This window comes from Paenibacillus segetis (assembly GCF_014639155.1).
In the GTDB taxonomy this organism is placed as follows: domain Bacteria; phylum Bacillota; class Bacilli; order Paenibacillales; family Paenibacillaceae; genus Fontibacillus; species Fontibacillus segetis.
On record NZ_BMFT01000003.1, the window covers coordinates 102,016 to 126,902 of the forward strand.

26 protein-coding genes are annotated in these 24,887 nt (G+C 43.4%); 4 read left to right on the forward strand and 22 right to left on the reverse strand.

Annotated features, from left to right (window positions below; translation table 11 throughout):
* Positions 1 to 15 precede the first annotated feature (15 nt).
* Positions 16 to 804 (reverse strand): HipA family kinase, encoded by a 789-nt coding sequence (locus tag IEW05_RS19715; protein WP_194434144.1) that lies wholly within the window; start codon positions 802 to 804, stop codon positions 16 to 18.
* A gap of 8 nt (positions 805 to 812) precedes the next feature.
* A complete protein-coding gene (locus tag IEW05_RS19720; protein WP_188541592.1) occupies positions 813 to 2,222 on the reverse strand; it encodes a hypothetical protein in 1,410 nt (469 codons plus the stop codon).
* 191 nt (positions 2,223 to 2,413) lie between these two features.
* On the opposite strand from IEW05_RS19720, the gene IEW05_RS19725 reads away from it, so the two are divergent.
* Together IEW05_RS19725 and IEW05_RS19730 are read left to right on the forward strand one after the other, a co-directional pair.
* Positions 2,414 to 2,941 (forward strand): PIG-L family deacetylase, encoded by a 528-nt coding sequence (locus IEW05_RS19725; protein ID WP_188541593.1) that lies wholly within the window; start codon positions 2,414 to 2,416, stop codon positions 2,939 to 2,941.
* A gap of 14 nt (positions 2,942 to 2,955) precedes the next feature.
* A complete protein-coding gene (locus IEW05_RS19730; protein WP_188541594.1) occupies positions 2,956 to 3,915 on the forward strand; it encodes a glycosyltransferase in 960 nt (319 codons plus the stop codon).
* A 72-nt stretch (positions 3,916 to 3,987) separates the two neighbouring features.
* On the opposite strand, the gene IEW05_RS19735 is transcribed toward IEW05_RS19730, so the two are convergent.
* Positions 3,988 to 4,845, reverse strand: a complete 858-nt coding sequence (locus IEW05_RS19735) for a glycosyltransferase family 2 protein (RefSeq protein ID WP_188541595.1) — start codon at positions 4,843 to 4,845, stop codon at positions 3,988 to 3,990.
* A gap of 13 nt (positions 4,846 to 4,858) precedes the next feature.
* Complete coding sequence (locus IEW05_RS19740; protein WP_188541596.1) at positions 4,859 to 5,827, reverse strand: glycosyltransferase; 969 nt, start codon at positions 5,825 to 5,827, stop codon at positions 4,859 to 4,861.
* A gap of 137 nt (positions 5,828 to 5,964) precedes the next feature.
* On the opposite strand from IEW05_RS19740, the gene IEW05_RS19745 reads away from it, so the two are divergent.
* Both IEW05_RS19745 and IEW05_RS19750 read left to right on the forward strand, forming a co-directional pair.
* The gene (locus IEW05_RS19745) at positions 5,965 to 6,936 is read left to right on the forward strand and encodes a sugar phosphate nucleotidyltransferase (RefSeq protein WP_188541597.1); all 972 of its coding nucleotides are present in this window, start codon (positions 5,965 to 5,967) and stop codon (positions 6,934 to 6,936) included.
* A complete protein-coding gene (locus tag IEW05_RS19750) occupies positions 6,929 to 8,758 on the forward strand; it encodes a glycosyltransferase (protein WP_188541598.1) in 1,830 nt (609 codons plus the stop codon). The genes IEW05_RS19745 and IEW05_RS19750 overlap by 8 nt, the downstream gene beginning before the upstream one ends.
* A 72-nt stretch (positions 8,759 to 8,830) precedes the next feature.
* On the opposite strand, the gene IEW05_RS19755 is transcribed toward IEW05_RS19750, so the two are convergent.
* From IEW05_RS19755 to IEW05_RS19840, 18 genes are all read right to left on the reverse strand, one after another.
* Complete coding sequence (locus tag IEW05_RS19755; protein ID WP_188541599.1) at positions 8,831 to 9,556, reverse strand: glycosyltransferase family 2 protein; 726 nt, start codon at positions 9,554 to 9,556, stop codon at positions 8,831 to 8,833.
* Positions 9,553 to 10,497 carry an NAD-dependent epimerase/dehydratase family protein gene (locus IEW05_RS19760; protein WP_188541600.1) on the reverse strand — a complete coding sequence of 315 codons (945 nt, stop codon included), beginning with the start codon at positions 10,495 to 10,497 and terminating at the stop codon, positions 9,553 to 9,555. The genes IEW05_RS19755 and IEW05_RS19760 overlap by 4 nt, the downstream gene beginning before the upstream one ends.
* Entirely contained in the window at positions 10,464 to 11,306 is an 843-nt protein-coding gene (locus IEW05_RS19765) for an SDR family oxidoreductase (RefSeq protein ID WP_188541601.1), read from the reverse strand. Before IEW05_RS19765 ends, IEW05_RS19760 begins: the two co-directional genes overlap by 34 nt.
* Positions 11,303 to 12,289 (reverse strand): polysaccharide biosynthesis protein, encoded by a 987-nt coding sequence (locus tag IEW05_RS19770; RefSeq protein ID WP_188541602.1) that lies wholly within the window; start codon positions 12,287 to 12,289, stop codon positions 11,303 to 11,305. Before IEW05_RS19770 ends, IEW05_RS19765 begins: the two co-directional genes overlap by 4 nt.
* Positions 12,282 to 13,373, reverse strand: a complete 1,092-nt coding sequence (wecB, locus tag IEW05_RS19775; RefSeq protein ID WP_188541603.1) for a non-hydrolyzing UDP-N-acetylglucosamine 2-epimerase — start codon at positions 13,371 to 13,373, stop codon at positions 12,282 to 12,284. Before wecB ends, IEW05_RS19770 begins: the two co-directional genes overlap by 8 nt.
* Positions 13,370 to 14,803, reverse strand: a complete 1,434-nt coding sequence (locus IEW05_RS19780; RefSeq protein WP_188541604.1) for a glycosyltransferase family 4 protein — start codon at positions 14,801 to 14,803, stop codon at positions 13,370 to 13,372. Before IEW05_RS19780 ends, wecB begins: the two co-directional genes overlap by 4 nt.
* Before the next feature lie 82 nt (positions 14,804 to 14,885).
* Positions 14,886 to 16,022: a CgeB family protein gene (locus tag IEW05_RS19785; protein WP_188541605.1), complete on the reverse strand. Its 1,137-nt coding sequence runs from the start codon at positions 16,020 to 16,022 to the stop codon at positions 14,886 to 14,888.
* Positions 16,023 to 16,060: 38 nt separating this feature from the next.
* Positions 16,061 to 17,152, reverse strand: a complete 1,092-nt coding sequence (locus tag IEW05_RS19790; RefSeq protein ID WP_229753562.1) for a CgeB family protein — start codon at positions 17,150 to 17,152, stop codon at positions 16,061 to 16,063.
* A 223-nt stretch (positions 17,153 to 17,375) separates the two neighbouring features.
* Complete coding sequence (locus IEW05_RS19795) at positions 17,376 to 17,723, reverse strand: hypothetical protein (RefSeq protein ID WP_188541607.1); 348 nt, start codon at positions 17,721 to 17,723, stop codon at positions 17,376 to 17,378.
* Positions 17,723 to 18,031, reverse strand: coding sequence for a hypothetical protein (locus tag IEW05_RS19800; protein WP_188541608.1), 309 nt, complete (start codon positions 18,029 to 18,031; stop codon positions 17,723 to 17,725). The genes IEW05_RS19795 and IEW05_RS19800 overlap by 1 nt, the downstream gene beginning before the upstream one ends.
* The gene (locus IEW05_RS19805; RefSeq protein ID WP_188541609.1) at positions 18,028 to 18,372 is read right to left on the reverse strand and encodes an alpha-helical endospore appendage domain-containing protein; all 345 of its coding nucleotides are present in this window, start codon (positions 18,370 to 18,372) and stop codon (positions 18,028 to 18,030) included. The genes IEW05_RS19800 and IEW05_RS19805 overlap by 4 nt, the downstream gene beginning before the upstream one ends.
* A gap of 24 nt (positions 18,373 to 18,396) precedes the next feature.
* Positions 18,397 to 18,684 (reverse strand): nucleoside-diphosphate sugar epimerase, encoded by a 288-nt coding sequence (locus tag IEW05_RS19810; protein ID WP_188541610.1) that lies wholly within the window; start codon positions 18,682 to 18,684, stop codon positions 18,397 to 18,399.
* Positions 18,685 to 18,787: 103 nt separating this feature from the next.
* Complete coding sequence (locus IEW05_RS19815; RefSeq protein WP_188541611.1) at positions 18,788 to 20,137, reverse strand: glycosyltransferase family 2 protein; 1,350 nt, start codon at positions 20,135 to 20,137, stop codon at positions 18,788 to 18,790.
* Between the two features lie 9 nt (positions 20,138 to 20,146).
* Positions 20,147 to 21,109, reverse strand: a complete 963-nt coding sequence (locus tag IEW05_RS19820) for a GT-D fold domain-containing protein (RefSeq protein WP_229753564.1) — start codon at positions 21,107 to 21,109, stop codon at positions 20,147 to 20,149.
* A gap of 181 nt (positions 21,110 to 21,290) precedes the next feature.
* Positions 21,291 to 22,022 (reverse strand): sugar phosphate nucleotidyltransferase, encoded by a 732-nt coding sequence (locus IEW05_RS19825; RefSeq protein ID WP_188541612.1) that lies wholly within the window; start codon positions 22,020 to 22,022, stop codon positions 21,291 to 21,293.
* Between the two features lie 27 nt (positions 22,023 to 22,049).
* A complete protein-coding gene (locus IEW05_RS19830; RefSeq protein WP_188541613.1) occupies positions 22,050 to 22,796 on the reverse strand; it encodes a glycosyltransferase family 2 protein in 747 nt (248 codons plus the stop codon).
* A complete protein-coding gene (locus IEW05_RS19835) occupies positions 22,793 to 23,932 on the reverse strand; it encodes a glycosyltransferase family 2 protein (protein WP_188541614.1) in 1,140 nt (379 codons plus the stop codon). Before IEW05_RS19835 ends, IEW05_RS19830 begins: the two co-directional genes overlap by 4 nt.
* The gene (locus IEW05_RS19840) at positions 23,929 to 24,759 is read right to left on the reverse strand and encodes a glycosyltransferase family 2 protein (protein ID WP_188541615.1); all 831 of its coding nucleotides are present in this window, start codon (positions 24,757 to 24,759) and stop codon (positions 23,929 to 23,931) included. The genes IEW05_RS19835 and IEW05_RS19840 overlap by 4 nt, the downstream gene beginning before the upstream one ends.
* Between the last annotated feature and the right edge of the window lie 128 nt (positions 24,760 to 24,887).

Consider the following 24,887-nt stretch of genomic DNA (forward strand, 5'->3'; position numbering starts at 1 on the left):
CCCCCTCCGATCAGATTAATGTTTACTCCAGATTGGGAATTTATCTTGCAACTGCATTATTGCGTCGCGAACCAGATTTTTTCTACAAAGTAAGAATTCAATAAGATATTCCAACATGGAGCGGGAAATTTTCCATTCCTTAGGAATCCCACTGACCGCTTCTTTCAATTCCCAACGTTCGAGAGCCTCCAATGTAGATAGGTAAGAATAAAATGGGTCGGAACTATCAATATACGGCACGAATATCTCATAATAATGTCCCCAGTACACTTCGACGAAATTCTTATTTTCTTCCAATTCATCGGGATCCCATTCCGGTCCGCAAAAGGCGTTAGCATGATCAATCAGAAGTAGCCGTTTCGTGTCCCGCAAAAACAGAAGATTTGCCCCCGTGACATATCGGTCCCAGTTCATGATCCAATAATCAAAAACGATCATTCCGCTTATTGTCTCTATATTTTGACAGCTTGATAAATTGACTTCATTCTTTAAAGTAACTGCCTGTTCGGCGAACAGGCAACCTATATGAGGACCTTCTGGAACATTGAGTTTTTTGAGCGCTGGGAACATGTCTATAAGTTCACTTGAGATATGCACAATTTTGTATTCGGCTGCAGGTAAATTCATTAATTTTGCCAGTCTATAAGCAATATACTCGTTGATCAGTACTCCTTTTCCCTGCTTGTTATTCATTAATTTGACCACATATTTGTTACCGTCATCGCAATAGAATAGATGGGGACGTGTCTCTCCTTCACCCATCGGCTTAACATGCCTCAAAGCATGTAGAACATCCATAATCATCCCGCTTTCTATATATAGGGTCCAAGCCACTCCCAGCTATGCCCATCATCTCTAACAAAATATCGGTATCTATCATCTGTTTTGGCAACTACCGTCAACTGATTCGAGTTGTTTTCTACAAGAATCACCTCGTTATAAGTGCTATCACCGAATTTGTCAGGTTCAGACCAATCCCAAGAAGAATGATTATCTCTCCACCAATGTCCCAGACCTCCGTTCCTTAAGGGCGCCACTACCTCAAAGTTTCCGTAGGAGCTCTCAATAAAAGCAGGGACTCCCTTTACACCATTTGCAAATGAAGGTGACTCGAACCACTCACCACTCTCTTCATCCCTCCAATAATGAATAAGTTTATCTTTGATTCTGCATATTATTTCGATATTTCCGTATTGGGTCTCTATCGCAGTGAACGCTTCTACTTTTTCATTGCCGAATGTATACGGGCCGTACATATAGCTTTTACCTTTGCTTTTCACGAATTTCCAGTAAGACATTCCTTTCTCCAGAGAAGCCGTCAGCCATTCTACTGTCTTTCCAGTGCTATCCTTCCTACGGATGAAAAAAGGCATATCCCCCAAATACGTATCAAGAAAGCGATTTTGTGAATCGGCATTATATTGTACTTGCTGTTTAAGGGCGCTTTGTACAAAAACGCGAGTTTCATCTCCTATGTCTCTTGGCACGGGATGAAGAAGATAACACTTTTTATTCCAGTGCAGTAGATTTAGAGTTTCGTCCAACGGGAAGTATGGTCTATAACGAATTGATTCTCCAGTTGATCTAGGATAAGTATTTAGCTTGTATCCAAAGCGCTCTGTCATTGTAACGTAGGCCACTTCATCCACTCCGAACGCCTTCGTCTTTTTAAGTTTGGCCTTGAGCTCGGAATAACGTGTGCTTTTCAAAAAACGCTTTACAAGTTTTTTACTAAATACCTGACCCACATTAAAGGATTCATATAAAGAATAGTCTCCGAATAACGATTTCCATAAATCATATTCTTCGCGCACCTGGTTGCCTATATAAGAATCTTCATCCGAACGTTTGGTGTTTACTCCCATGTAATCTTTGTTATTCATTTGCTCCGTAATAAACATCTCATAACCTTCCCTGATAAAAAGAGCATCTGAGTCGAGGTTAATCAAATAGTCATAATCATAACCAATATCATCAAGCCATCTCATTGTTTCTAGCATATAGATGGCTGTTACGCCATAATTCAATTTTCGGCTAGTGGGACAGATTGGAACTCCCAGATTACTGCATAGGCTTGAATTATTACCTCCGTTATATAAAACGACGGAGCTGTTCGGGCAGAAGCATCTAATGTTATCCAACAGATCGATTATGACGTTTCGCTTGTTATGAACTAGCAAGGCAAAACATATCTTTGCCGGACGATTTGTTGTATTCCCCAAGTTTGATCACTCCTAATCATCTTATTATGCCTTATCATATGCGAAGTTTAAGGAGTGGATTAGACTAGTAGTCCTAGTGATAGGAAATTAGTACAAATATATGCTCCCGTACCTGTCACAGCCTGATGCGAGGGCATATGGTGAAGGAACACAATCCAAAAAAAAGGAATGAGAAGAGAAGGTGGTGCAAGATGTCTGATAAATTGATGATTGTCGCTCATCCAGACGACGAGTCTCTTTTCGGAGGTGCGGCCTTGTTACGAGAAAAGGGTTGGACAGTCATTTGCTTAACCAACGCTAATAATGAAACCCGATCAGACGAATTTCACAAGGCAATGAGAAGGGTAGGAGCTTCGTGTGAAATATGGGACTACCCCGATATATATGGAGGAAGCTTTGATTCCAAACAATTAGGGAAGGATTTGGCGAAGGTTATCGCCAAACATCAATTTCGTCGTATTGTCACCCATAATCTACAAGGGGAGTATGGACACAGTCAGCACAAATCGCTTTCAAAAATTATACATGGCTTAGGTATAGATAACTTGTATGTATTCGAAAAATCTGACGAAGTACTGCCATTCCATTTGCTACGAGACAAATTAATTCTATTGTCGGTCTATCAAAGCCAGATGTACGTTATTGAGGAGTTGATGCCATATATATTATACGAACGTATTGTACCGTTTAATGAGTCAACCTCTTTATCATCTGAATAAGAAGGTGAATATCGATGAGAATCGTTCATGTTGTCCCAAATGTTATACCCATTCCCGGCAGCGGTGGGATTGAGAGAATTGCTTATCTCTTATCGAATGAACTTGTTAGAAGGGGACATGAGGTTTACGTTTATGCCTTGGCAGGAAGTCAGAGCAACGCGATTATTATCCCATATGGACATAGAGGATTTAGCAAACATAATATAAAAGATTTTGTAATTCATACGCTGCCGGATAATGTTGATGTGATCCATGATCATACGCATAGCTTGGTCATCGGACGCGAAAAATTAAATATACCTACTGTCTCTACAATTCACACGGAATGGGGTTTTGAAATTAAAGTTAAATGTCCTGTATATGTAAGTAAAACGTCATTACTTCAATCTAAGAATGGTTCTCCAGGATCTTACGTGCATAATGGAATTGATTTGGACGGATATACTTTAGAAAAGAAAAAAGATGACTATTTATTGTTTTTGGGAAGGATTGAAAGAGAAAAAGGGGTGTTAGACGCTGTAAGATTGGCCGAACGGACCGGAATGAGAACCATCATTGCCGGGCCAGTCTGGGACAAGGAATTATACCGCGAAATTTGTCAACGGATGGCGAAGGCGCCTAACATATCATATGTAGGTGAAGTCCATGGGGAGCAGAAGCAATACTTGCTGATGCATGCAAAATGGCTCTTATTTCCAACAGCATGCGAGGAACAATTCGGATTGGTACTGGTGGAAGCCTTAGCTTGCGGGACACCTGTTGCCGCTTACGGGAGAGGGGCAGTTCCAGAAGTGCTGCAGGGGCTTCCCCAGTTTATTTGCAATGATTTGGATGACATGAAACGTCTGATAAAAAGAGATTCACCTTTCTCTCCTGAAAAGCTTCGCGAGTATGTAGCCCTCAGGTATACAAAAGAAAAAATGACCGATGAGTATCTGAAAATATATTGGAGGGCTATTCGAGGCTGGGAGTAAGCGTCTAAAAAGGTCAACCAGATGGATCTGGTTGACCTTTTTATCCTGGATTCTCCTTAGATATTTTTTCGTTTATTTCGCATAGTCCGATAGTACATTCATAAAAACAACTTGATTATAGACTCTTGTCTCTAAATTTTTCTTCAATAATTTTTGCACCCAATTTTTTTTAAGAACAGGATCCGAAAATCTATTCCGAAAACACAGGTCTAGATGTGTGCAAAACTCCTCTTCACTTGGTTTAATACCCAGTCTCATAAGCTGCTCATATTGGATTCGTTCCGCCTGCTGAGCTTGCAATGTATTAAAACTTTTACTGATCTGATTCTCATGTAATCGGTAATGCAGCAAAACTTCGGGTACATTTGAAATCATCGTAACATGGGAAAGTTGAGTCCATAATTGATAATCTTCAGCGTGGGTGTAGGAAGCTTGGTACTGAAGCGAATGCTTAACAAGAATCTCTCTCCTGAACATGACAGAAGGATGGGCCAAACAGCAATGAAGTAACAACCTGCACTTAACCTCTTCTGGATGTTCAGGTTGAGACCAAACTTCTTGGCTGCCCATTACTTGCACATGACTCCCGCACACTCCAATCTTCGGGTGACTGTCCATATAGGATAATTGCCTACTGAACCGATTTGGTAAACTGAAATCATCAGAATCCATTCGTACTATAAACTCCCCAACAGCGACTTGAAGCCCTTTATTCAGGCTCTCAGTAACCCCACGATTCTCCGTGTTGTTGATCCTCTTGATTCGCGGATCGTGGTGTCTTTCTATAATCTCTCTGCTGTTATCTGTCGAACCGTCATTAATTATAATGAATTCAAAATCAGAAAATGATTGATTCAATATACTTTTTATTGCCTCGTCTAAGTACGGCGCACCGTTGTAAACAGGCATCACCACGGAGATTCTGGTCAATGCTCATCTCCTCCTAGTTTTGATTTAGCACCTTCTTATACAACTTCAAATAATTATCCACCATGATCTCAGATGTGAAGTTCTGGAGGAAATATTTCCTTAACCGATGCGGAGTTGGGAAATCAATGGTTCTCAGCTTCAGAACTGCATCACTTTCGTCTCTACAGATTAGCTCAGGAAATCCGCTGAGAATTTCGGAAACTGAACCTTTTTGAAGTGCAAGAACGGGAGTCCCACAGGCCATCGCTTCAATCATTACGAGACCAAATGCCTCCTCCTCAGACATAAACAAGAGGCACTTCGCCCGGTTCAACAGCTGTTGTTTATAAGCTCCCCCTACCTCTCCTACATAGATAATATTTGGGTTATCTCGAATTTTTGGCAAAACATGCTGAATGTAGAAGGCAGACGTTTCCGGGTCGACAATGTCCGTCTCGGGGCCAGCAATCACAAGGCGCAGATTACTTTTCTCGGCGATCTCAATAGCTTTTAATATCCCCTTACTTTCGATCAACCTTCCGAGAAATAATAGATAATTACTTTTTTGGGCCGAAAAAACATACTCCTCCCTGTTGATGCCATTGGGTACAACATGCCCCCGCCCACCGTTCAGTTTCATTCGCATATTGTTACTCATAAAAACGGGGTCCTTACTCTCGAAACACCAAGGAACATGAATGGTACTGACAGTAGGTACGGGGAGTCCGCTTCTTCCGACGACTGAACCGTGCGTATGATCATGAATAATGTCAACGGAAGAGGGTAACGTGTTTTTCACATACCGGGCGATTTCCAATGGTTCTCCCCAGTGCTTATATTCGATAAGCCGTCCGTTTGTTTTACTTCCAGGCAGGGCATATAAGAAGACCTCGTGTCCCTTTTTAATAAGCTGTTCAGTGAGTTCATAAACAATACGTTCGATACCACCATATTTTTCAGGAGGAGTGGTCACATAATCGGGGGAAATTTGGACAATTCTCAACACTTCACCTTCTTTTATCACTCTTTCAAACAACGTATTCTTATTCAACTGGTTTGGTAACGTACATCAGCACATTTGGGTTATTAGTCCAAACATCACCTATAAAAATGCATATACATGAACATGGAGGTGAATGAATGAAAGGCATCATATTATGTGCCGGTAGAGGCACTAGGCTTAAGCCAATTACTGACTCCATTCCAAAGACACTTTTGCCGATTGCTAATAAAACTATTTTAGACCGTTGTATAGATCAATTGTTTGATGTGGGAATTCATGAAATTGCCGTTGTTATAAACCCTTCCCAACATCAAATAGTGGAGCATTTGCAACAGCACCCATCACAAAAAAACATTTCAATCCTTTATCAAGAAAAAGCACTTGGCATTCTTCATGCGATGTTTCAAGCCCAATCCTTTATAGGTAAGGACGATTTTGTTATGTTGCTTGGGGATAACGTCTTTAGCGGTTCACTGTTACCACTGATTCAAAGCTTCCACGGCAATCAAGGCGCCATTTATCTGAGCAAGGTTAAAAATCCACAAGAATACGGTATAGCTGAGGTTAAAGAAAATCAAATCATAAGCTTGGAAGAGAAGCCTAAGAGCCCTAAAAGTAATTTAGCCGTTATAGGGGTATATGTATTTCATTCAACTATTTTTGAAACTCAAAAAGTAATTGGATTATCACCACGTGGAGAGTATGAAATAACGGATGCGATTCAATGGCTAATTAACCAAGGATACCCTGTCGCTTTTACCATTACAGATGAGTGGTTTATGGATGTTGGTACCCCGGAGCGATGGCTTCTTTCTAACTTGAAACTACTGGAGATGGAGCTTGGAACCAAAATCAATGTGAGTGATGGAACATGGATAGAGAACTGTACGTTGATCGGCCCTGTTATTATTGGAGAAAAATGTCGTCTGACAAATACGATAATTGGACCCTATGTTTCAATCCAAGACGGTTCAGAACTCTATAACTGCGTTATTGAGAATAGCATTGTTGGTAACAACGTGAATTTAAGAGAGGAAACAATCCACCATTCAATCTTTGTTTATAATAATAGGTTCGAAGTCAGACACGGGGGGAGACACAATGATTGAACTTGGTGCCTTACGTTTTAGCGGAAACGAAACCATTACGTTTCAAAAAACCATATGGGAATTGTTCGATACGTTCACATATGAGTTTTGGGTTAAAGCGGAAGCAGAACAGACGCTGGATTTTGAACAAGAGAATGGGATAAACGGTGTGACAGGGAAGAGGTACTTGATTCATCCTGATTTCAGATTTCCTGGAAATGCCGGTTTTGGAATCGCGGTCGGAACCAACGGAATTTCCATCCACGAACATTCCGTCGACTATATGCCCTCCAAGCTGGTATATCCCTATTCATTCTCAGACTGGCAGCATGTTGCAGTCGTTTATGAAAATAAAACTCCAAGTCTTTATATAAATGGTGATTTTATAAAGAGAGGTCTACCCAGCCAATATAACCATATTTACCCTTCTTTAACTGTAGGAGGACATCCCTACGGTCATTTTATAGGAAGCGTAGCGCATTTAAGGTTATGGGGCACAGCTAGAACTGCAGCTGAAATCCGTGATTTCATGACGGTAGATCTTGAAGGACATGAACCGGGATTGTATTGGCATTGGAATCCATGCTCTGGAACGTTGGTAGCAAACTCCTCGAAAAAGAATATCCAGGTTAGCGTGATTATGCCTTCCCATAATCGCTTTCCGTTAAATCATTTCGCCTTGCGGGTTTTAGAACAGCAGACATATCCTGCTGATCAAATGGAAGTTGTTTTTTTGGATGACGGTTCCACAGACTCAACTCCCAATATGCTTCATAACTATTTAAATCCCAAGTTTCCAATTAAATTCGTTCGACTTGAAGAACCGGTAGGAAGGGCCAAAATCCGAAATATAGGTATGAGCCTATCATCTGGATCCGTTTTATTATTTCTTGATGCCGAGATGCTTTGTCCCCCCGACCTCATCGAGAAGCATATGCGCCATCATCAAGAAGGAAAACCCTTGGTTGTTTCGGGAAGCATGAAAGTCAGACAGATCTATACGGTGGCAGATCCCGGTTACTCGGAAGGCCAGATTTCACAAATGCAAAGTTTATATCAACAGCATCCGTCTGCTGAAGCAATGGTCAGCCATTTCATCCATGTAGATCGAACTGCAATTCAATTACTTCCAATTGAAATAATGAGCGACCGGACGCAGCTCGATCCTATAAGTTATGGTTACGATTATTTTGATGGAATTCTTGCTAAACACGGACCTTATTTTAACGATTTTCACTACAGTTGGATGAATTTTATTACAAGTAATGTCTCTTTACCCAAATCATTATTACAAAAGTCCGGATATTTTAATGAGCAATTCGAGGGATATGGGTGGGAGGATTGGGAACTTGGTTTTCGGTTGTATAAGAAAGGGGCATATTTTGTCCATGATGATGAAGTGGTCAATTATCATCAGGAGCATCCAAGACCGAGAGATAACTTGAAGCAATCACATAGAAATTTTTTGAAATTCGTTCACTTGCATCCGGGTCCGGAAATTCGGTTAATGGTGCTCGACATGATACCACACCGAAGGGAAATAGTCCTCGTAAATGAGTATTTGAGCGATATTTTAAGATTGAGAGCCATTTATACTGAGAAATATGACGTGTTCTATCAATTTATACTCGTTGTACTTGAAAGACTCAGTTATATGCTCTCAATAAAAGCAGATATCTTCATGCCGTTACCTGACAACATTCTTGATAGAAACAGCATACCAACAGCGCAGTCGAAAGTGGAGGCGGAGGAAATCAGAAGTCTAGATTTATTTCCAAGACTTATGGAATTATACGATTTATTATATGATTTTGTTATGAAAGACGTTTCGCCGACATCTTAACGAAAATAAATAAACGCTAAGCCCTCGATGTTCATCGGCTTGGCGTTTATTCTAATTCGCTTGGAGTTGTCTCTATCCAATGTACAATTGTGAAATTATTTGCATAAGTGGGTCACGATATCGTGCCTGAGTACATGCATATTCGTGATTTATTTTCTCTTTGTGGATTAGTGTTCCCATAGCTTCATGCCAACGATATCCGACAAGTGATTCATTTAAGAATGGAAAGTTGAACCCACGCTGGATAACTCTGTACCAGAAGTCTACATCATGAGTGTATGGCAGAGACTCATCAAATAAACCGACCGTATTAAAAAGATCCCTTTTGATCATAACGGTACATCCATTGACGGGGTTTGCATTCAAAAAACAACGGTAAAAATCAACTACACTTTGAAGGACCGATAGGGGTGCTGCAGCGTATTTGGTTACTTCACTGTGGGCATCAATGTAATTGAAGTTGCTATGAGAAATTAAGGCTTGCTGCTCCTGCATAAAATGTACTTGATTATGAATCTTATCCCGGTAAAATATATCGTCAGAGCTCAGCCATGCAATATACTCCCCTGAAGCGTGTCTAATTCCATGATTAAGCGCAGTAGCTGTGCCACCATTCGCTTTTCCTAGATAGTGAATATAGGGATGAAATGGAGCAAGCCGATCGGCAAATTGTGTTGAACCATCATCTACCACAATAATCTCAATAGGATTGTAAGACTGCTCAAGAGCGCTTCGAACGGCCTGATCCACATACGGACAATTGTAAAAAGGAATGACCACCGTAACCATTGGCCTCATGAAACCTCTCCTTTCATAGCACGAAAATAGTAAATGATATCGGTTAATGAAACTTGGCTCGAGATACGCGCCTTCCAGCCCAGGTGTTCTATGAATTCCGCGCGAATAGGGGTACTCTTAGATTCTGACAAGTGCGGATCATCCTCACCCCATAAGACAGCGAGGTCGCTTCCTGCGATCGTCAACATCATCTTAGTCATTTCCTCCAAACTTCTTTCCGTCCCCGAACATATCGGGTACACTTCACCGCTTAATCCATTGCTCAGCAGTATTCCATATGCCTGGACAGCATCACGTACATCAAGAAAATCGCGTCGATCACTCCGAGAAGATATTAGGAATGGCTCTCTTGTCCCTCCTTGTTCTACCTGAACGATACGCTTGCCCATAAGAGAACAGAGTCCGGTTGAAGGACCCGGACCAATGAGATTTGACGGTTCAGCCAAAATAATAGATTGACCAAACAATTCCTTCCACGAGCAGGAAACTATCTTTTGTAAACTTTTACTTAAGCTATAAGGATGAGGCGAACGGTAAGAAGATGTGGATAGTTGGAAGGATAACCGCGAACCAACAATAAGGATCCGGCAGGAAGGAAAAGACCGAAGTGCGTCAAGCAAGTACAACGTAGACATTACATTTGATTCCATATACGTTAGTGGAATCTCCCATGATTCGGAGACTGAATTTCTGCCCCCTAAATGAAGTACATAATCAGGAGCTATCTCCTTCACTACTGCGCGAAGCTGCTGTCCATCATGTAAATCGCAGGAATAATAGTGAACTCCGTCTATCGCAGGCAAGTTCACCTCTTTACGCACGAGTGCGGCCACATGCATGCCCATTTCAGTAGCGAAATACCGGCATGCATGACCTCCGGTAAAACCGGAGGCACCCGTAATCAGAATCACACGGTTCTGTAGGAATCTTCTTTCATCCATATCTCCAGCTCCTTCAGCATCTCAAGATAATGCGGAACATTATATCTCCAATCGCTGCGGGACGAAATGAGAGTCCGGTCCTGGAATGGTTCATCACTTGGAACAATGGTGATTTCCGATAGACCCCATATTTTCTGAAACAATGATAATAAGTCATGCTTACTGATCGCCATGTGATGGCAGAGATGGATGAGGCCTGAAATAGGAGAATCCAACAAAATATCGATTGCCTTGGCTAACTCTAGTGTCGTAACACCATTCCACAACACATTCCGATAGCCGCTCACCTGTCCTTTACTGCTCAAGAACCATTGCATCAGGCCAATACCACTTGTGCGAATCTCAGGGCCAATAATAGAGGTGCGGACCGTGACATGCCCCAGCGCCCGAACCTCTCCGAGCGCCTTGGTGAGCGAATATATACTACTTCCGTCAGGCTCATCATCTTCTCTGTATCCGCCACGGGTTCCTGCAAAGACACAATCCGAACTAATATGAATAAGCCTTGCACCTATTAAATTAGCCACACGCTGCAGTCGATGAGGAAGAAATCCGTTAATTAGATAAGCGTTATTCTTATCTTCCTCTGCAAATTGATTTAGTACACCAATAGCATTGATAATCACCTTTGGTCTAACGGTCTCAATCACTTCCTCGACCATCAAACTGTCCGAAGCGTCAAGAAACAGCGCACCGTGATCGTGAATATCACGAGTGGTATAGAAGACAGTGTGCTGGGATTTTCGCTTGAAGTAATCGACTAGCATATGACCGACCATACCGTTCCCGCCTAGGATCAGCAGTTTCAAGATATAAACCCCCCACGCCGCAAAATGTGCCGAATCTCTTCTTTTGACATTAGATGATCGGTGGAACTGAAGCTGCTGAACGAAACGGGAGGGTAAGTACTATAACGATCCTTGAGCCCAGGTATATTAAGCGTCGGCAGGATGACCAGGTACTGCTCGTCGTATATAACCGTGGTAAGACTTTCATAGTCGCTCATTAATATTTCATGAATTTTTTCCCCTGGACGAATTCCCCTTTCCACCAGCTTGACATTCAGGACACCTGCATCTTCAATCAATACCTCTGCCAGATCCACGATACGGCAGGTTGGCATGGTCATTACGAAGATCTCTCCGCCCACGCTTTCCTCCGAAGCCTTGAACAACAAAGTAACAGCATCACGTAGAGTTAGGAAAAATCGTGTCATGTTAAAGTCCGTAATCGATACTTGGCCTTTCTGCCGAATTTGATCCTTAAATAAGTGGACTACACTTCCATTCGTCCCAAGTACATTTCCTCCGCGGACCGTAACAAACCGAGTCTCGCTGCGGAGCAGATTCGCATAGACGATCAGCTTCTCAGCGATCGCTTTGGTCATTCCGTAGAAGTTCGACGGATTCGCTGCCTTGTCTGTAGAAATATAAATTACTTTTTCCACATCATTTTCAATAGCCGCCTCAATCACATTTTGGGTTCCAATGACATTCGTCTTTAATGCTTCATAAGGCTGATCTTCACAGACTGGAACATGTTTCAATGCGGCTAGATGAAATATATAATTCACATCCCGGCAGGCTCTTGTGAGCGCCTCCTTATCGCGGATATCTCCGATGCAGAAGCTGAGTCGTTCATCTTCAAATTGGCGACTCATTGCTACTTGGGAGGATTCGTTACGGGAATATATAATAACTTCTTGAGGTTGCTGGGGAAGCATCTGTGCGATCAATTCGTGTCCCCATGAACCGGTACCGCCGGTCACCAATATGCGTTTATTCTCAAACATTCCAGTTCCCTCCAAGCAGAAATTTAACAACCTTCTCCGATACACCCTGAGTCAAGTATCCTTCTGGGCACTCCCAATCACGACGCATTTCGCTCATAATCGCAACCGATTCTACTATGCTATTCGCATCCACTCCGGATACGATGTTACTACCGCAATCTACCGTTTCGGGGCGTTCAGTCGTACGACGCAACGTCACCGTTGGTACATGCATAATGCAGCACTCTTCCTGAACAGTGCCACTATCACTTAAAGCACAACATGCGTGACGTTCCATCTTAACGAAATCGAAGAACCCGAAAGGTTTGTAGAATTCAACAAGAGGATGCATCTCAATACGAAGATGATCCGCTATTTTGGACTTCGTGCGCGGATGAATGCTGCAAATAAGCCTACGACCGAAGGTCTCTGCAACTTTGTTTAATCCACCCATGATTTCATGAAGATGCTCTGGTCGATCTACATTTTCCGCACGATGTGCTGTGACTAAGAAATAATCTCCCTTCTGAAGCCCCAATCGTTCCAGAATATCGCTGTTTGAAATCTCTTGCTCATAATGTTGCATCACTTCATAAATGGGATTCCCGGTCAGTACAATTCTATGACTGTGAACTCCTTCAGCGATTAAATGATGCTTGCTCTGTATCGTATATGACATATTAATAGAAGAAATTGCATCGATAACTTTACGATTCTTCTCTTCTGGAACCTCCAGATCGAAACAGCGGTTACCTGCCTCCATATGCACAACGGGAATTCCCATCCGTTCTATCAGGATTGCACATAAGGCACTATTCGTGTCACCCAAGAGGAGCACACGATCTGGCTGTTCCTTCTCTAATATCTGTTCCATTTGGGAGAACATCGCAGCCAGCTGTCCTCCAAGCGTAGTCTGCCGATCCTGAAGAATATAATCTGGTTGCCGAAGTCCCAGCTCCTGAAAGAAAATGCCGCTGAGACTTGAAGTAAAGTTCTGTCCCGTATGCACCAGAATATGTCTACCTGCGTATCTATCTAGTAGAGGAATAATTCTGCTCAAGCGAATGATCTCCGGGCGTGTGCCTAGTAAGGTCATGATTTTCATATTCTCACTCCCTGCCGCGTTGAGTTGGAACGACGACGCACCTGTTTCCGAGAACGAGCAAGTTTCTCAGAACGGCGGATTAGTTTTTTATGGGATGACTTACGCGCATGGACGACGCGGCGCTTCCCACTATGGCGACGTCTCAACCGCTTCTTTGTAATACGTATACGTCTTTCACGTCCTCGCTTCTTGCGAGTCGCTATACCTGGTGAAGCAATATCGTGTTTGGTAGGAAGCAATTGAACTACCGTTAGAGGTATCTGATTACCCTTCAATTGATAGATGCATTCCACAAACTGCATGAATCTGTCTTCATAGACAGATGAGCCGAACTTTGCCTCCACCTGGATCTGATTCTCCAGGCCGACCTTTTCCATCATGTCTGTGGATTGTAGTAACCCAGAAACCTTGGCCGTTAATACTTCGATATCTCCAGTAGGAGCAAGATAGTCCCCGGACCCTGTAGACTCCAATATTTCCTTAAGTCCTCCAGAAGCATAGGCAACTACAGGTTTTCCAAAGATCATCGCCTCCATCGCTGTCATTCCAAATCCCTCGTTTAGAAGGCTAGGGACAATAACGATATCCATCGCGCAATAGGCGGCCTCGATACTCAATTCACACTCAATAAAAATAAAATGTTTACTAAGTCCAGCATCCTTCGCACTCTGCTTTAACGAACGATAGAAGCTGCGGTCTACTTTAGCGCCAATGATTACAAATCGTGACTCTGGATACTGTTTCCCAATACTTATCGCTGTTTTAACAAAGTGTTCTGGACCCTTATCCTTAACGAGAAATGAAGAAATATATCCAATCACCTTTTGCCTTGGATTGATACCCCACTCCCATCGTTTGCGCCGTCTTAATTTTGGCCAATGAGCAGGTTGAAATTCTCCACTTTCCCAAGAAGGGTAGAGTAAGCTCAACTTCTCTTCCATTGGACTATCCTTGAATGGGGCTAATGTAGATTCAGAAATTCCCAATATCCAATCGCTATACTTATTGATGATCCACACAGAATTATTGATGAATCCGTTATTTTGCACAATTTCTGTAATATGCCATATCACAGGGATTCCAAGATGTTTCGCTGCCATAGCCGGAATAACATTTACGCAAGTATTCACGAATACGTAATCAGGATTTTCTTCTTTGAGCAGAGCTACCATTTTGGCTGTAGCATGATTTGAACCCATGTCTTCTACGTCTTGAATTAGGTTTTCATAAGGAAAACACATCCCATATATCATGGGAGTTTCCATAATAATTACACGCAACTCGCTACCACGTGCTAACTGAGTTAGCCGTCCCTCATTGGGGGCCACAATTGTACATTCGAAGTGAGCAGACAACTTTCTGGCGATAAAGAACAGTAATTTCTCAGCTCCCGTAATATTTCGGGTATTACATACGTGCGAGAAAAGCATCAGCTTCTTCCCATCCGACATCATCCGTCACCTCAGCATCGTTTGCCAGGAGCACTTCAGCTCCTAAAATTGTCCTTTGTGATTATCCAAAAATATGGGAAAGCAATTCATTGATTCGATTCTCGTACGTATGCTCACGGAAGGTTCTTTCCAAACCACGAAGTGCGATATCCCTTCTTTCCTGCTCATGAGTCAAGTAAAAATCCACCTTGTCTAACAATTCTTCCGGACTATTGAACGTTTCGATTTCTTGTCCTGGAATATAGAACGAAGCCAAATCCTCACGTGCATCTACTAATTGGAGTGTACCGCAGGCGGATATTTCAAAAGTCCGGGGATTCGGAGAAACTGCTGTAATACCTGATTGGTTTTGATTGACTAATTCGTCATATGGCGAGCGATGTATGTTCAACGTAATTTTCGTCCCACTGTACACTTCAGCTGTCTCTGTTGGTCCCATCCATTTTCCAATCTCAATCTGCCCCGGATAAGCTCCGTATTCAGGAAGACGTTCCCACCAGATCCCATTAATGTGCAATCCTTTATTCATAAGGTTTCCTATAATAGGCTGAAGAAAGTTAACCCTGTTCCAATAGGCTGAACCTATAAAGCTTAGATCTCTTCGGATCGGCGACTGAGTAAATGTTGGCCGGAAATGACCCGGATGGGCTGCAAACGGTAGATAAAAGACATTGCTTGCACCTTGTGCCCGATATAAATCAATGCAATTTCGTTCTAATGTGAATACATAGTCGTAATGTGTTACCATCGGAACTGTTACATCTGTGTAGTAAGGGTCATCCGTAAGCCAAACTGCGGTTCTAATTCCCATCGCGCGCACAGCATCAATCTGCTCTAACGGTATCTCTATACCGTCAAGTACCAGCATCAAGTCTGGATAGGTCGAAGCCGCTAGTTCCAATAGAGATTGGCCTCTCTCTGCAATCGTCAATTCGGTAACCATCGTTTGTAACGTTGCAATAACCGCTTCATCAATCGGCGAATACGGTAGTCCCTTTCCCGAACCGACATACATAACCTTGATTTGCCTAATCGGTGCAGGAGGTCTGGGTGTATTTACGATGACGTTGGCACGGCCTCTCATATATCCCTCATCAAATCCATCTCTCAGGCCAGCATCCCATCCAGTACGTCTGGGATCGTTAATTTCATACCCACGATAGGGGGCCGGAGTCTTTATCCCTTCTAAATTAAACATGCTGTCACTCCTTATTTTCAGGTATTCTTCACATCGATTTAATGAATCGAAATCATGTCTAACAAACGACTTAACCGATCGATATACGTATGATACTGATGTGTCGTCCACAGCGAGCGCCAAGCAATCAATTGCCGTTCTTCCTCGTGATTCAAATAATAATCAATTTTACTTTGAAGCTCTGCTGCATCTATGAACGTCTCTATATCGTAGCCTGGGCGATAATAGGAAATTAGATCCTCCCGGAGGTCCGTAATTTGCAGCGTTCCGCAGCCACTGATTTCATAGGTCCGGGGATTAATTGATCTTCCCCCTAAATTAATGCTGTTTCGATTGTCTTGCCCTGCCGTAGTAGGGCGATGCATATTAATGACGATCTTAGCACCATTGTAATATGACACCGTCTCCTCAACCGGAATCCAGCCATGTCTTATAGCCGAGGACAACTGACTGCAATGTTCCAAGCGATCCCAATGTCCCCCAGCAATCATTACCTTCTTATCCTCCAGATACGGAGCAAGCTGTTCGAACAACTCTACCCTGTTCCAAAAGGCGTTTCCAATAAAACAAATATCATTCTGGTACTCTGGAGCTACATGAAGCGGACGAAACATCTCTGAATTAGCAGCAAGCGGCAAATAATGAACATGAGAGCATCCTATTTCCTGATAAAAAGATACACATCCCAGTTCATGGGTAAACACCTCATCGTATTGAAGAGACAACGAGACCGTATCATCACTAAAATACGGATCATCTACAAACCACACGGCTGTGTGAATTCCCATCTGCTTGATTTGACTAATCTTCTCCGCATGATCCGGGGGAAATACATGTAGTGCGTTCATTACTAATAAGAGATCAGGACGATGATTCATTGCCTCCTGTAGCATCGATTCCGGGGAAGCGATAATGCAGACATGTACCAGCTTTCTGAGGGCCTCTGACACTCCGCCGTCAATCCCCTCAAACCCTTGGGTCACATAAAGAACACGCAGGTTACGTATAGCGGGCGAAAAATGAGGAATTCGTGAGAGAACTGCGCTGCAACAACCATAACGATAGCCCTCTTTATATCCGGCACGATAATCCTCATTGGAGTTGATATTTTTCTCCTTTACGCTCTTCAAAGCATTCATCCTATCTATGTGGATTTCCTAGGTCCCTATAAATATATGCTTGGGGGGCAAGTGCATCATGGACGACTACCCCGTAGGTTGGAAAATTGTGTGAATGCCTTTGAAGGCCAATAACCTTAATGAATATGTATACACAACAAAATAAGCGAAACCTCATCCCGGGTACACATCGGAAAAGGAGGCTCGCTATACACTGAGCATTCTAGTATGTTATCTAAACCTGCGCTTGATACGCTAGCTTATGCCCGTCTTCAAGGCCTTTATTAAATCCAGAATTAAAGCCCTGCTGGTATGCTTCATTATAAGCATGCTGGTATGCAGGGGCAGGGTTACCTTCTAAAGAAAGCGCAGGTGTCTTTTGTTTTGGAACTTGTCGCACGGACCGACGGTTAATCCGCCGTCTCCTACGAAGACGACGACGGTTCAGAACTTTTCCACCAAGTTTTTTACCACCCAGCTTTCGTCTCCGTTTCAGAGACAATTTGCGTCTATTTTTAAGTGAGGTAACCTTCGTTTTCTTCGATTTCGTCCGGCTGCTTCTCCGAACCTTTTTTTTTATCATTACCTAACATCCTCCTGTACTCCTTGGGCTGCATCAGTTGCTTTATAACATGATTTTGTAATCCATGGTGATGAAGGAGTTCCATAGTGAACGCGATGCAGAGAAATCCCACACACACTTCGAGCCATCGCGTTTTGATATTTTGCTAGAATTTCAATGTTCTGTGATAAATGCCGCGCTGTGTCGATGGAATGGTCCGACATATCAGCCAGACTATTCAAAATTCGGGCTAACGCCATTTGGCTCTTAGCGATGGAATCGATCAGTTTATGTTTGGCCACCTCACCGCCTAATAATTCGGTATTCATTTGCCCAAATCCCCTAAATCTAGGTCCCCACCAAATAGTCCACCCATTGCCCCCCCCCCGCTGGATTCCTCCTCAGATGGAAGCAGTGTCTTGAGATTGCTGCAAAGCCCATTTTGGAGCTTGGTCAATCCCTCTAGCACTTCCACCAACTGTTCATGTATTTCAAGAGGATTAGTTAACTGCTTCTCATGATCCTCATAGCAATCCTCATGTACATGATTTAGTATCCAATTACGTACTTTCTCCGCTTCTACGGCTTTCGCTTCCAGAATCATAGCCACGTTCCATTGTATTTGGGCGGCGGCACCCAACATGTTCAAATATGCCTGCTCCCTACTCATGTCATCATCCCCGCTTTGGTGTGATTACTCTTCATCCGGGTTGTTCATCTCTTTCATCACGAAGCCTAAGTTCTCGGCCATCGCTTCTTGAAGATCGGCTATGGCATTTAAATATGAGATTACGCTCTTATTGACACGTCCTGCATTCTCAATTAGTCCGTCCGTACCTTCAAAACCCGGAGTAGAATCAGGTATGCCATGCACGATTTGTGCCATACGAACAGCAATTTGGCGTTCAGCATCGATCACTCGTGCCATCTGCCCGTGGGAGTGGGACATATGGACAATGATTTCTGTAATTTTCTGCTCCACTCTTATTCCTCCTAAAAGTGTGTGTTCAAAAAGTCAGATATTCAGCACCGCCTACTTCAACATATGCCAAAGTAAAGACTGGCGTTACATGTGCAAATACAATTTATAAATCATCCGATTTCAATCGTGACGCAGGCATGATAGGTAAACCTACCGGAAGTTTAGCCGCCTCGGATAACCATGCCTTCTCTTCCCTAAGCGACAACCCCCAAGATTGAACCGCATAGGATGAGATCATTTCACGCCGTTTGCCTTGATCCACTTGGTAAATACTACTGTCCTCACCCCGAAATAGCATTCCTTCGTACGAGTCATCCTTGCGAATGAGCTCCGCTATCTCAGTCCGCTGCGGTCCAGTAGGAATTTGTAATAGGTCAATTACAGACAGTCTTACAGCCGTTTCTCTCTCATTACCTTCCATTAGTTCCTGATTTACTGGGTATTTCACACCGTGTTCAAGCCAATACATTCGGTTTGATAACCCTCTAATCCATGTATGAGTAGGAAAAAATTCTACCGATTTTGCTCCATCGGTTAGAACTCGTTCCGGTAGCGTCTGTAGTAATTTGTATACATTTCCCCATTTTTCCGTAAAAAAAGTCTCGTTCTGATCATTCACTCTAGTGTATCCCTCAATACCAAGGCCCTTCATTGTAATACTGCCAAAATGATGGATAAATGTGTCTCCTGCAATTTTCAATTTTTTGCCTTGAAGTCGCAATCGTATAATCCAATCATCATCTTCAAAATTACCAAACTCATATCCTTCATCGAAATATCCGACCTCTTCGAAAGTTTTACGATTAAACAATAGACAGAACCCAACCAATCTATCGGTATCTCGCCATTTCTGCGGGTCCATGGTATTATGAGTTGCAGCAAACTCCTGCATTCCAATAACGCCAGCATAAGGAACATCGATCTGCTGATTGCCACCTATATAATTAGTTACTGGCCCTACAGCCGCAACACTTGGGTTAGCATTAAGACAATGCAGCATATTGCTTAACCAGCCTTCTGTTACCAAAATATCATTATTAAGCAGAACAATCGTAAGACCTTTAGCCATCATGAGTCCGGTATTAATGGCTCTTGCGAACCCTAAGTTTTGCGGATGCACCGCGACCCGGATGGTCCCCCTTCTGGCCTGTAGTTCCTCGACTGTTCCATCCTTGGAGCCATTATCCACCACGATGATTTCATAGGGTGATGTGGTATATGCCTCAATACTTTCGATACATTGGAGCAGTAATTCCCTCTGATTAAAAGTAGGAATAATAATACTAGTCCCATCAAAATAAGAACCGAAGGATTGCTGGCCCGACAAGACACCACGAGCATATCCTGCATCATATCCCCTTTGGAAATCCAAGGCGCCTGTTTCTGTTTTCCTTCTAGAAAAACCCCTGAGGATTCTCTGTCTTCCAGTTGCTTTATTTCTTCTGTTTGGCATAATTACACCTCACAAGCGGGACCTTAAAGTAGCTTCACCGCTCACCAGTCTATTGGCCAAATGACCCAGATCAAAAGATACCTTACCTTGTTCTCTGGCAATTCTTGTGCAGATCAACACCGCTGCAACCCCCGCCGCTACTAGAGCTAGATCAAAATCTATTTCGGATGTTTGCCTCATAACCCGTGGAACATCAGCCACCCCTTGAACGGGATGAATGATTCCAGAAATGTGGAACCCTTGCTGCGCTAGCAACCTAGACAATCCTGGTGCCTCATTGCCGATAATCAATATTTTTCTTCCCACAAGCAACTGTGCAAGATAACCCTCGTCGTTCAATGTATAATTTATGATCGATGAGGTCATTCGTAGCCCCCTGTAGTCTATTCCGTAATGACGGAGTATGGGAAATAACAATGCCTGATATGAGGGATGCCTAGACTCAGGTATTCCTATTATGTCAGCCTGTAGCAAAGACTGTACCAAATCTTCACGGGTGATCGGATCAGGGAGATTTACCCCAGCATAAGGAAGGAAATGTCCCCAACGCACAACCTCGAAGGTCGGCATTATCGTATCATGAGCAAGTGTGAGAAGTTCACCATCCCCCAAACGAACGATCGACATTGGTTTCCTTTGATTTAGAGCAGTTTCCATCTCGGCATATATCCCCTCAGGTGATATGAGTGGGAAGAGTGTGGAAGCAACCGTTTGAAAACCTATTGCGATTAAGTCGTCTACCGTCAATTCCGGAAGAATGTTTAAAGGAGGAAGGAGTTTCATCACTTTCGCCTCACCACCGTCAAAACACCCCTGACGATATCCCTCTTCGTAGGCCTCAGTTATTTTTTTTCCAGTCAATACCACCTCTGAAGATGAGCTTTCATTTGTATTCGTGCTGCCCAGACTGTCTGATTTGCTTTCTTCCACAGGCTTATCACGATCTCTATCTCTATGTCCTTTATTCATCATTCTACTTCTGGCCCGTCTTCTAAGATGCCTTCTATATGATTGAACGGCAGAATGAAGGCTTCGCTTTCTCCTCCGATATCTTCGCGGCTTGGAGACTCTGTTTCTTCTGACCGTCATCCTACCCCCTCCATTCAAATTCTTCTATCTACCCTGCAAGGTGCACTGCTTACAAGAAGTGGTTCTATGGAAGTACCCCTCTCATGCGGACTTCGGCCTCATGTAACGAGTCAAATGTACCCGCATCTCCCCACCACAATTGCAATACACTATATTCTAGCTGACCATGATGAGCGTAGAGATTGTTAACATCCGTAATTTCCAATTCACCACGTGCTGAACGGTTGATTTCTTTTATCCTATGGAATACAGAATCATCATACATGTAGATCCCAGTAACTGAATATTTGGATTTTGGTTTCTTTGGCTTCTCCTCGATATAAACGATCTGTTTAGGATGATCCGTGTTAAATACGGGAACTCCATACCTACGGGGGTCATCAACTGATTTCAACAATACCTGGGCAGTGCCTAAAGGTTGTTGCTTAAATTTCTCCACAAATGGGGTTAAGTCATCCAAGAACAAGTTATCTCCAAGTAGTACAACAAATTTTTCCTTCTGACCAACGAAGCCTTCTGCAAGATCAAGCGCCTCAGCGATTCCTCCTGCTGACTCCTGCACCCGGTAGATAAGGTTAACGCCGAAATTTTCACCGCTACCAAAGTAATCTGTATATAACCCAGCAGATTGCTTGCTAATAATAATGAGAATATTCGTAATTCCGGCTTGACGCAGTCGCTCTATGCCGTAACAAATCATGGGATGCCTCCCGACAGGAAGCAGATGCTTATTAATTAATCGGGTTAACGGGTATAACCGTGTTCCAGTGCCCCCTGCCAAAATCACACCTTTCATGAACTCGCCTCCCTAAATGCTAGTAATCTACATAAATCCCCAGGGATCTACTCCCCATTTCTCAATAAACAATCCCCTATTACGTTTCACCAAGGAGTTCCATCCATCCGGATGATTAGTTTTGAAGCTGGCGCTTCCCACGTGGTATACAAACGTATCTCCGCAAATCAACAGCCGATATCCTTGTAATCTGGCTCTATAACAATAATCATCATCTTCATAGTGACCTGGTGAGAAACGCTCATCCAATAGGCCTATATTATCTAATAGACTTCTTTTAAAGAGGAAACACATCCCTACAATACGGTACACTTCCTGCCATTTACCCGGATCAGAGATATTATATCTCTCTACTACTTCGGTAAACTCCTCTATCCCGTTCAAAGTAACCTCTACCTGCTGCTTGCCACTAGCATAATTCGTTACCGGCCCAACAATCCCAATATTATCCGTGCTGGTCAAGGCTAGAAGCATTTTTGAGAGCCATCTTGGAGAGACAATAACGTCATTATTCAATAGCAACAACTGATCACCTGAGGCGATGGCAAGACCTTTGTTACAAGCGATAGGGAATCCCGCGTTATGTGGTATCGACACCAAAATGATCCCTTCTCTAAGGCAGTACTCAGCTGTACCATCACTTGATCCATTATCAACAACGATAATCTCATACTTTTCAAAGGTATGAAGTCGTATTGCCTCTACGCAAGATGTCAGTAGATGAAGACCATTATATGAAGGAATGATGATGCTAGTCAGTCCTGATTCTCTCATCTTGCGTTCCTCACTTTCGCAAGAGTGCTTCGAGAGAACGTGATATGTCGTAAACGAACGCCTTCCGATTTCATCACCTCGGCAAGCGCCTCCATATGATCACCGAAGATCAGTCCGGCAACAGCGTTCCCTTCTCCAGTATTTCCACTACGAATTCGATTGGTTCGAAACACGTTTACCGAGTGAGGGGCACTCACCTTGAGTCCGCGCACAAGAGCCAATGCCTGAGCCTTTGGAGGTACAATTAGAGCCGAAGTTCCAATTGTAGAAATCGCTCGCCTAGACAAAGCATGCGGCACAGCGGTCATGGAATTGGCTCTCAGATCGGACCTGCCAAGCGCCCGATTTAGAAAAGTCTTACAGCGGGTAACATCGTCTTGTGCAGAAAACATGGATGGCAGAAAAGGAGTCAGGTTATTCAGAGCCATATCAACCCCCAAATCAACAGCGATAAGAAATGCTGCTAGGTCTTTAGCAAGCAAAGACATATCTCCATCACTAAATAAAATGATATCCCCCGTAGCTACTGCACTCCCCAATGCTCGGGAAACATCATGACCAAGTCTTGTTGGGAAACTAATTAGGGACATACGAGGATCCCTCTCTATAACTGCAAAACTGCCGTCAGTACAGCCATTAAGTACAACAATAATCTCTTGTAATGGGAGTTTTCGAAGTTCTGCTAAGACAGCAGGTAGCGTCTGTTCCTCGTTGCTGACGGATACAACAGCCGACGCTGTACCTTGAAGCGGAAGCGCGATTCCGAGATTAGGAATTCTTGATGCTAAGGCATATCCGCGGCGATAAGCTAAAGAAAGAGCCAACACACTGGAAACTGTCGTACCACCACTCAAATTCATGTTGTCACGGTACCAAGCCTTTAGCGATTCCTGCATGTGTTCCGAAGACAACAGATCCCGATCCTTAACTGAGGCAGCAATAAATCCAGCTTTTACTGCTCTTTGCTCCATCCGTGTCAAATTGTAAGCGGGAGTTGAACGATGGGCTAATGGTCGTGCACTCTGCTTCTGCGCAGTCCTTCCTCTGTTCACTCTACGACGACGGCTATACGTTATCTTCAGAGCTGATCTGCCAACCCGCGAAGATTTCTGAGAAATTTTTCTAATCTTCCTCATCCCCTTACCCTACCGCGTTGACGACCAAGATCACTAAATCCACCACGAGCCCCATGTTCCATGACTAGCCAATGCAAGGCTTCTAGATGATCTCCGGCGACAAGGGTAGTAAGTGGATCGCCCTTCCGCTTGCTGGCTTGCTGCCGGACTCGGACCGGATTCAATTTTCCCACAGGAACCGTATGAACAGCCTGTACGTTAAGCCCCCTACTCACCGCCATGGCATAAGCAAGTGGAGGAACTTCTAACGCTGCAGAACCAACGGTTTGAAGACATCGCCGGCTTAACGCATGGGGAACAGCGGTCATAGAGGCTCCCTTCAGATCTGAACGTGACAAAATTGCATTCAACACATACTTAGCCAAAACAACCGGATGAGCTTCTTGCTTCTCCACAGGACCCGAATATCCGTTCAAAGCCACATCAACCCCAGCTAATGTTGCCTTTACAAAAGGACGTAATTCTTTGGCCGGAATAACCATATCTCCGTCGATAAATAGTAATACTTCTCCTTTGGCAACTTCAGCGCCAACTCGTCGCCCCACATCATGACCAAGCGGCTCATCAAATCTTATTAGTCTGGCTCCCCATTTCGCGGCAATTTCAGCCGTTCCATCCGTTGAGCCATTTGCTACTACAATGACCTCACTATTAGGATGTACCCGACTTGCCTGATATAGGACGGCCGGAAGTGTAGTCTTTTCATTCATCACCGGAATAATGATGGAGACCAGAGGCTCAGGATGGTTGAACAAACGCCGAATCGGTAACCTTGGAGATAGGGTCCTCCGGCTAAGTTGTCTTCGTGATTTGCGCTTTCTGATCATACCTTCACCTCCTAGAGATCCAGATTATGCCGGAGTATATATCACAGTGTATGTCGCTTTGAAGACATGGTAACGGCAAACGTACAGTCTTGTATGTTCAACATTTCCTGCTAACTGCACAAAAAAAC

What these genes read in the sequence shown, in the direction of transcription:
- IEW05_RS19715 (WP_194434144.1), bottom strand. Translation starts at nt 804, where the DNA reads ATGATTATGGATGTTCTACATGCTTTGAGGCATGTTAAGCCGATGGGT.
- IEW05_RS19725 (WP_188541593.1), top strand. Translation starts at nt 2,414, where the DNA reads ATGTCTGATAAATTGATGATTGTCGCTCATCCAGACGACGAGTCTCTT.
- IEW05_RS19730 (WP_188541594.1), top strand. Translation starts at nt 2,956, where the DNA reads ATGAGAATCGTTCATGTTGTCCCAAATGTTATACCCATTCCCGGCAGC.
- IEW05_RS19745 (WP_188541597.1), top strand. Translation starts at nt 5,965, where the DNA reads ATGAAAGGCATCATATTATGTGCCGGTAGAGGCACTAGGCTTAAGCCA.
- IEW05_RS19750 (WP_188541598.1), top strand. Translation starts at nt 6,929, where the DNA reads ATGATTGAACTTGGTGCCTTACGTTTTAGCGGAAACGAAACCATTACG.
- IEW05_RS19755 (WP_188541599.1), bottom strand. Translation starts at nt 9,556, where the DNA reads ATGAGGCCAATGGTTACGGTGGTCATTCCTTTTTACAATTGTCCGTAT.
- IEW05_RS19760 (WP_188541600.1), bottom strand. Translation starts at nt 10,497, where the DNA reads ATGGATGAAAGAAGATTCCTACAGAACCGTGTGATTCTGATTACGGGT.
- IEW05_RS19770 (WP_188541602.1), bottom strand. Translation starts at nt 12,289, where the DNA reads ATGTTTGAGAATAAACGCATATTGGTGACCGGCGGTACCGGTTCATGG.
- wecB (WP_188541603.1), bottom strand. Translation starts at nt 13,373, where the DNA reads ATGAAAATCATGACCTTACTAGGCACACGCCCGGAGATCATTCGCTTG.
- IEW05_RS19780 (WP_188541604.1), bottom strand. Translation starts at nt 14,803, where the DNA reads ATGCTTTTCTCGCACGTATGTAATACCCGAAATATTACGGGAGCTGAG.
- IEW05_RS19785 (WP_188541605.1), bottom strand. Translation starts at nt 16,022, where the DNA reads ATGTTTAATTTAGAAGGGATAAAGACTCCGGCCCCCTATCGTGGGTAT.
- IEW05_RS19795 (WP_188541607.1), bottom strand. Translation starts at nt 17,723, where the DNA reads ATGATAAAAAAAAAGGTTCGGAGAAGCAGCCGGACGAAATCGAAGAAA.
- IEW05_RS19800 (WP_188541608.1), bottom strand. Translation starts at nt 18,031, where the DNA reads ATGAATACCGAATTATTAGGCGGTGAGGTGGCCAAACATAAACTGATC.
- IEW05_RS19805 (WP_188541609.1), bottom strand. Translation starts at nt 18,372, where the DNA reads ATGAGTAGGGAGCAGGCATATTTGAACATGTTGGGTGCCGCCGCCCAA.
- IEW05_RS19815 (WP_188541611.1), bottom strand. Translation starts at nt 20,137, where the DNA reads ATGCCAAACAGAAGAAATAAAGCAACTGGAAGACAGAGAATCCTCAGG.
- IEW05_RS19820 (WP_229753564.1), bottom strand. Translation starts at nt 21,109, where the DNA reads ATGATGAATAAAGGACATAGAGATAGAGATCGTGATAAGCCTGTGGAA.
- IEW05_RS19825 (WP_188541612.1), bottom strand. Translation starts at nt 22,022, where the DNA reads ATGAAAGGTGTGATTTTGGCAGGGGGCACTGGAACACGGTTATACCCG.
- IEW05_RS19830 (WP_188541613.1), bottom strand. Translation starts at nt 22,796, where the DNA reads ATGAGAGAATCAGGACTGACTAGCATCATCATTCCTTCATATAATGGT.
- IEW05_RS19835 (WP_188541614.1), bottom strand. Translation starts at nt 23,932, where the DNA reads ATGAGGAAGATTAGAAAAATTTCTCAGAAATCTTCGCGGGTTGGCAGA.
- IEW05_RS19840 (WP_188541615.1), bottom strand. Translation starts at nt 24,759, where the DNA reads ATGATCAGAAAGCGCAAATCACGAAGACAACTTAGCCGGAGGACCCTA.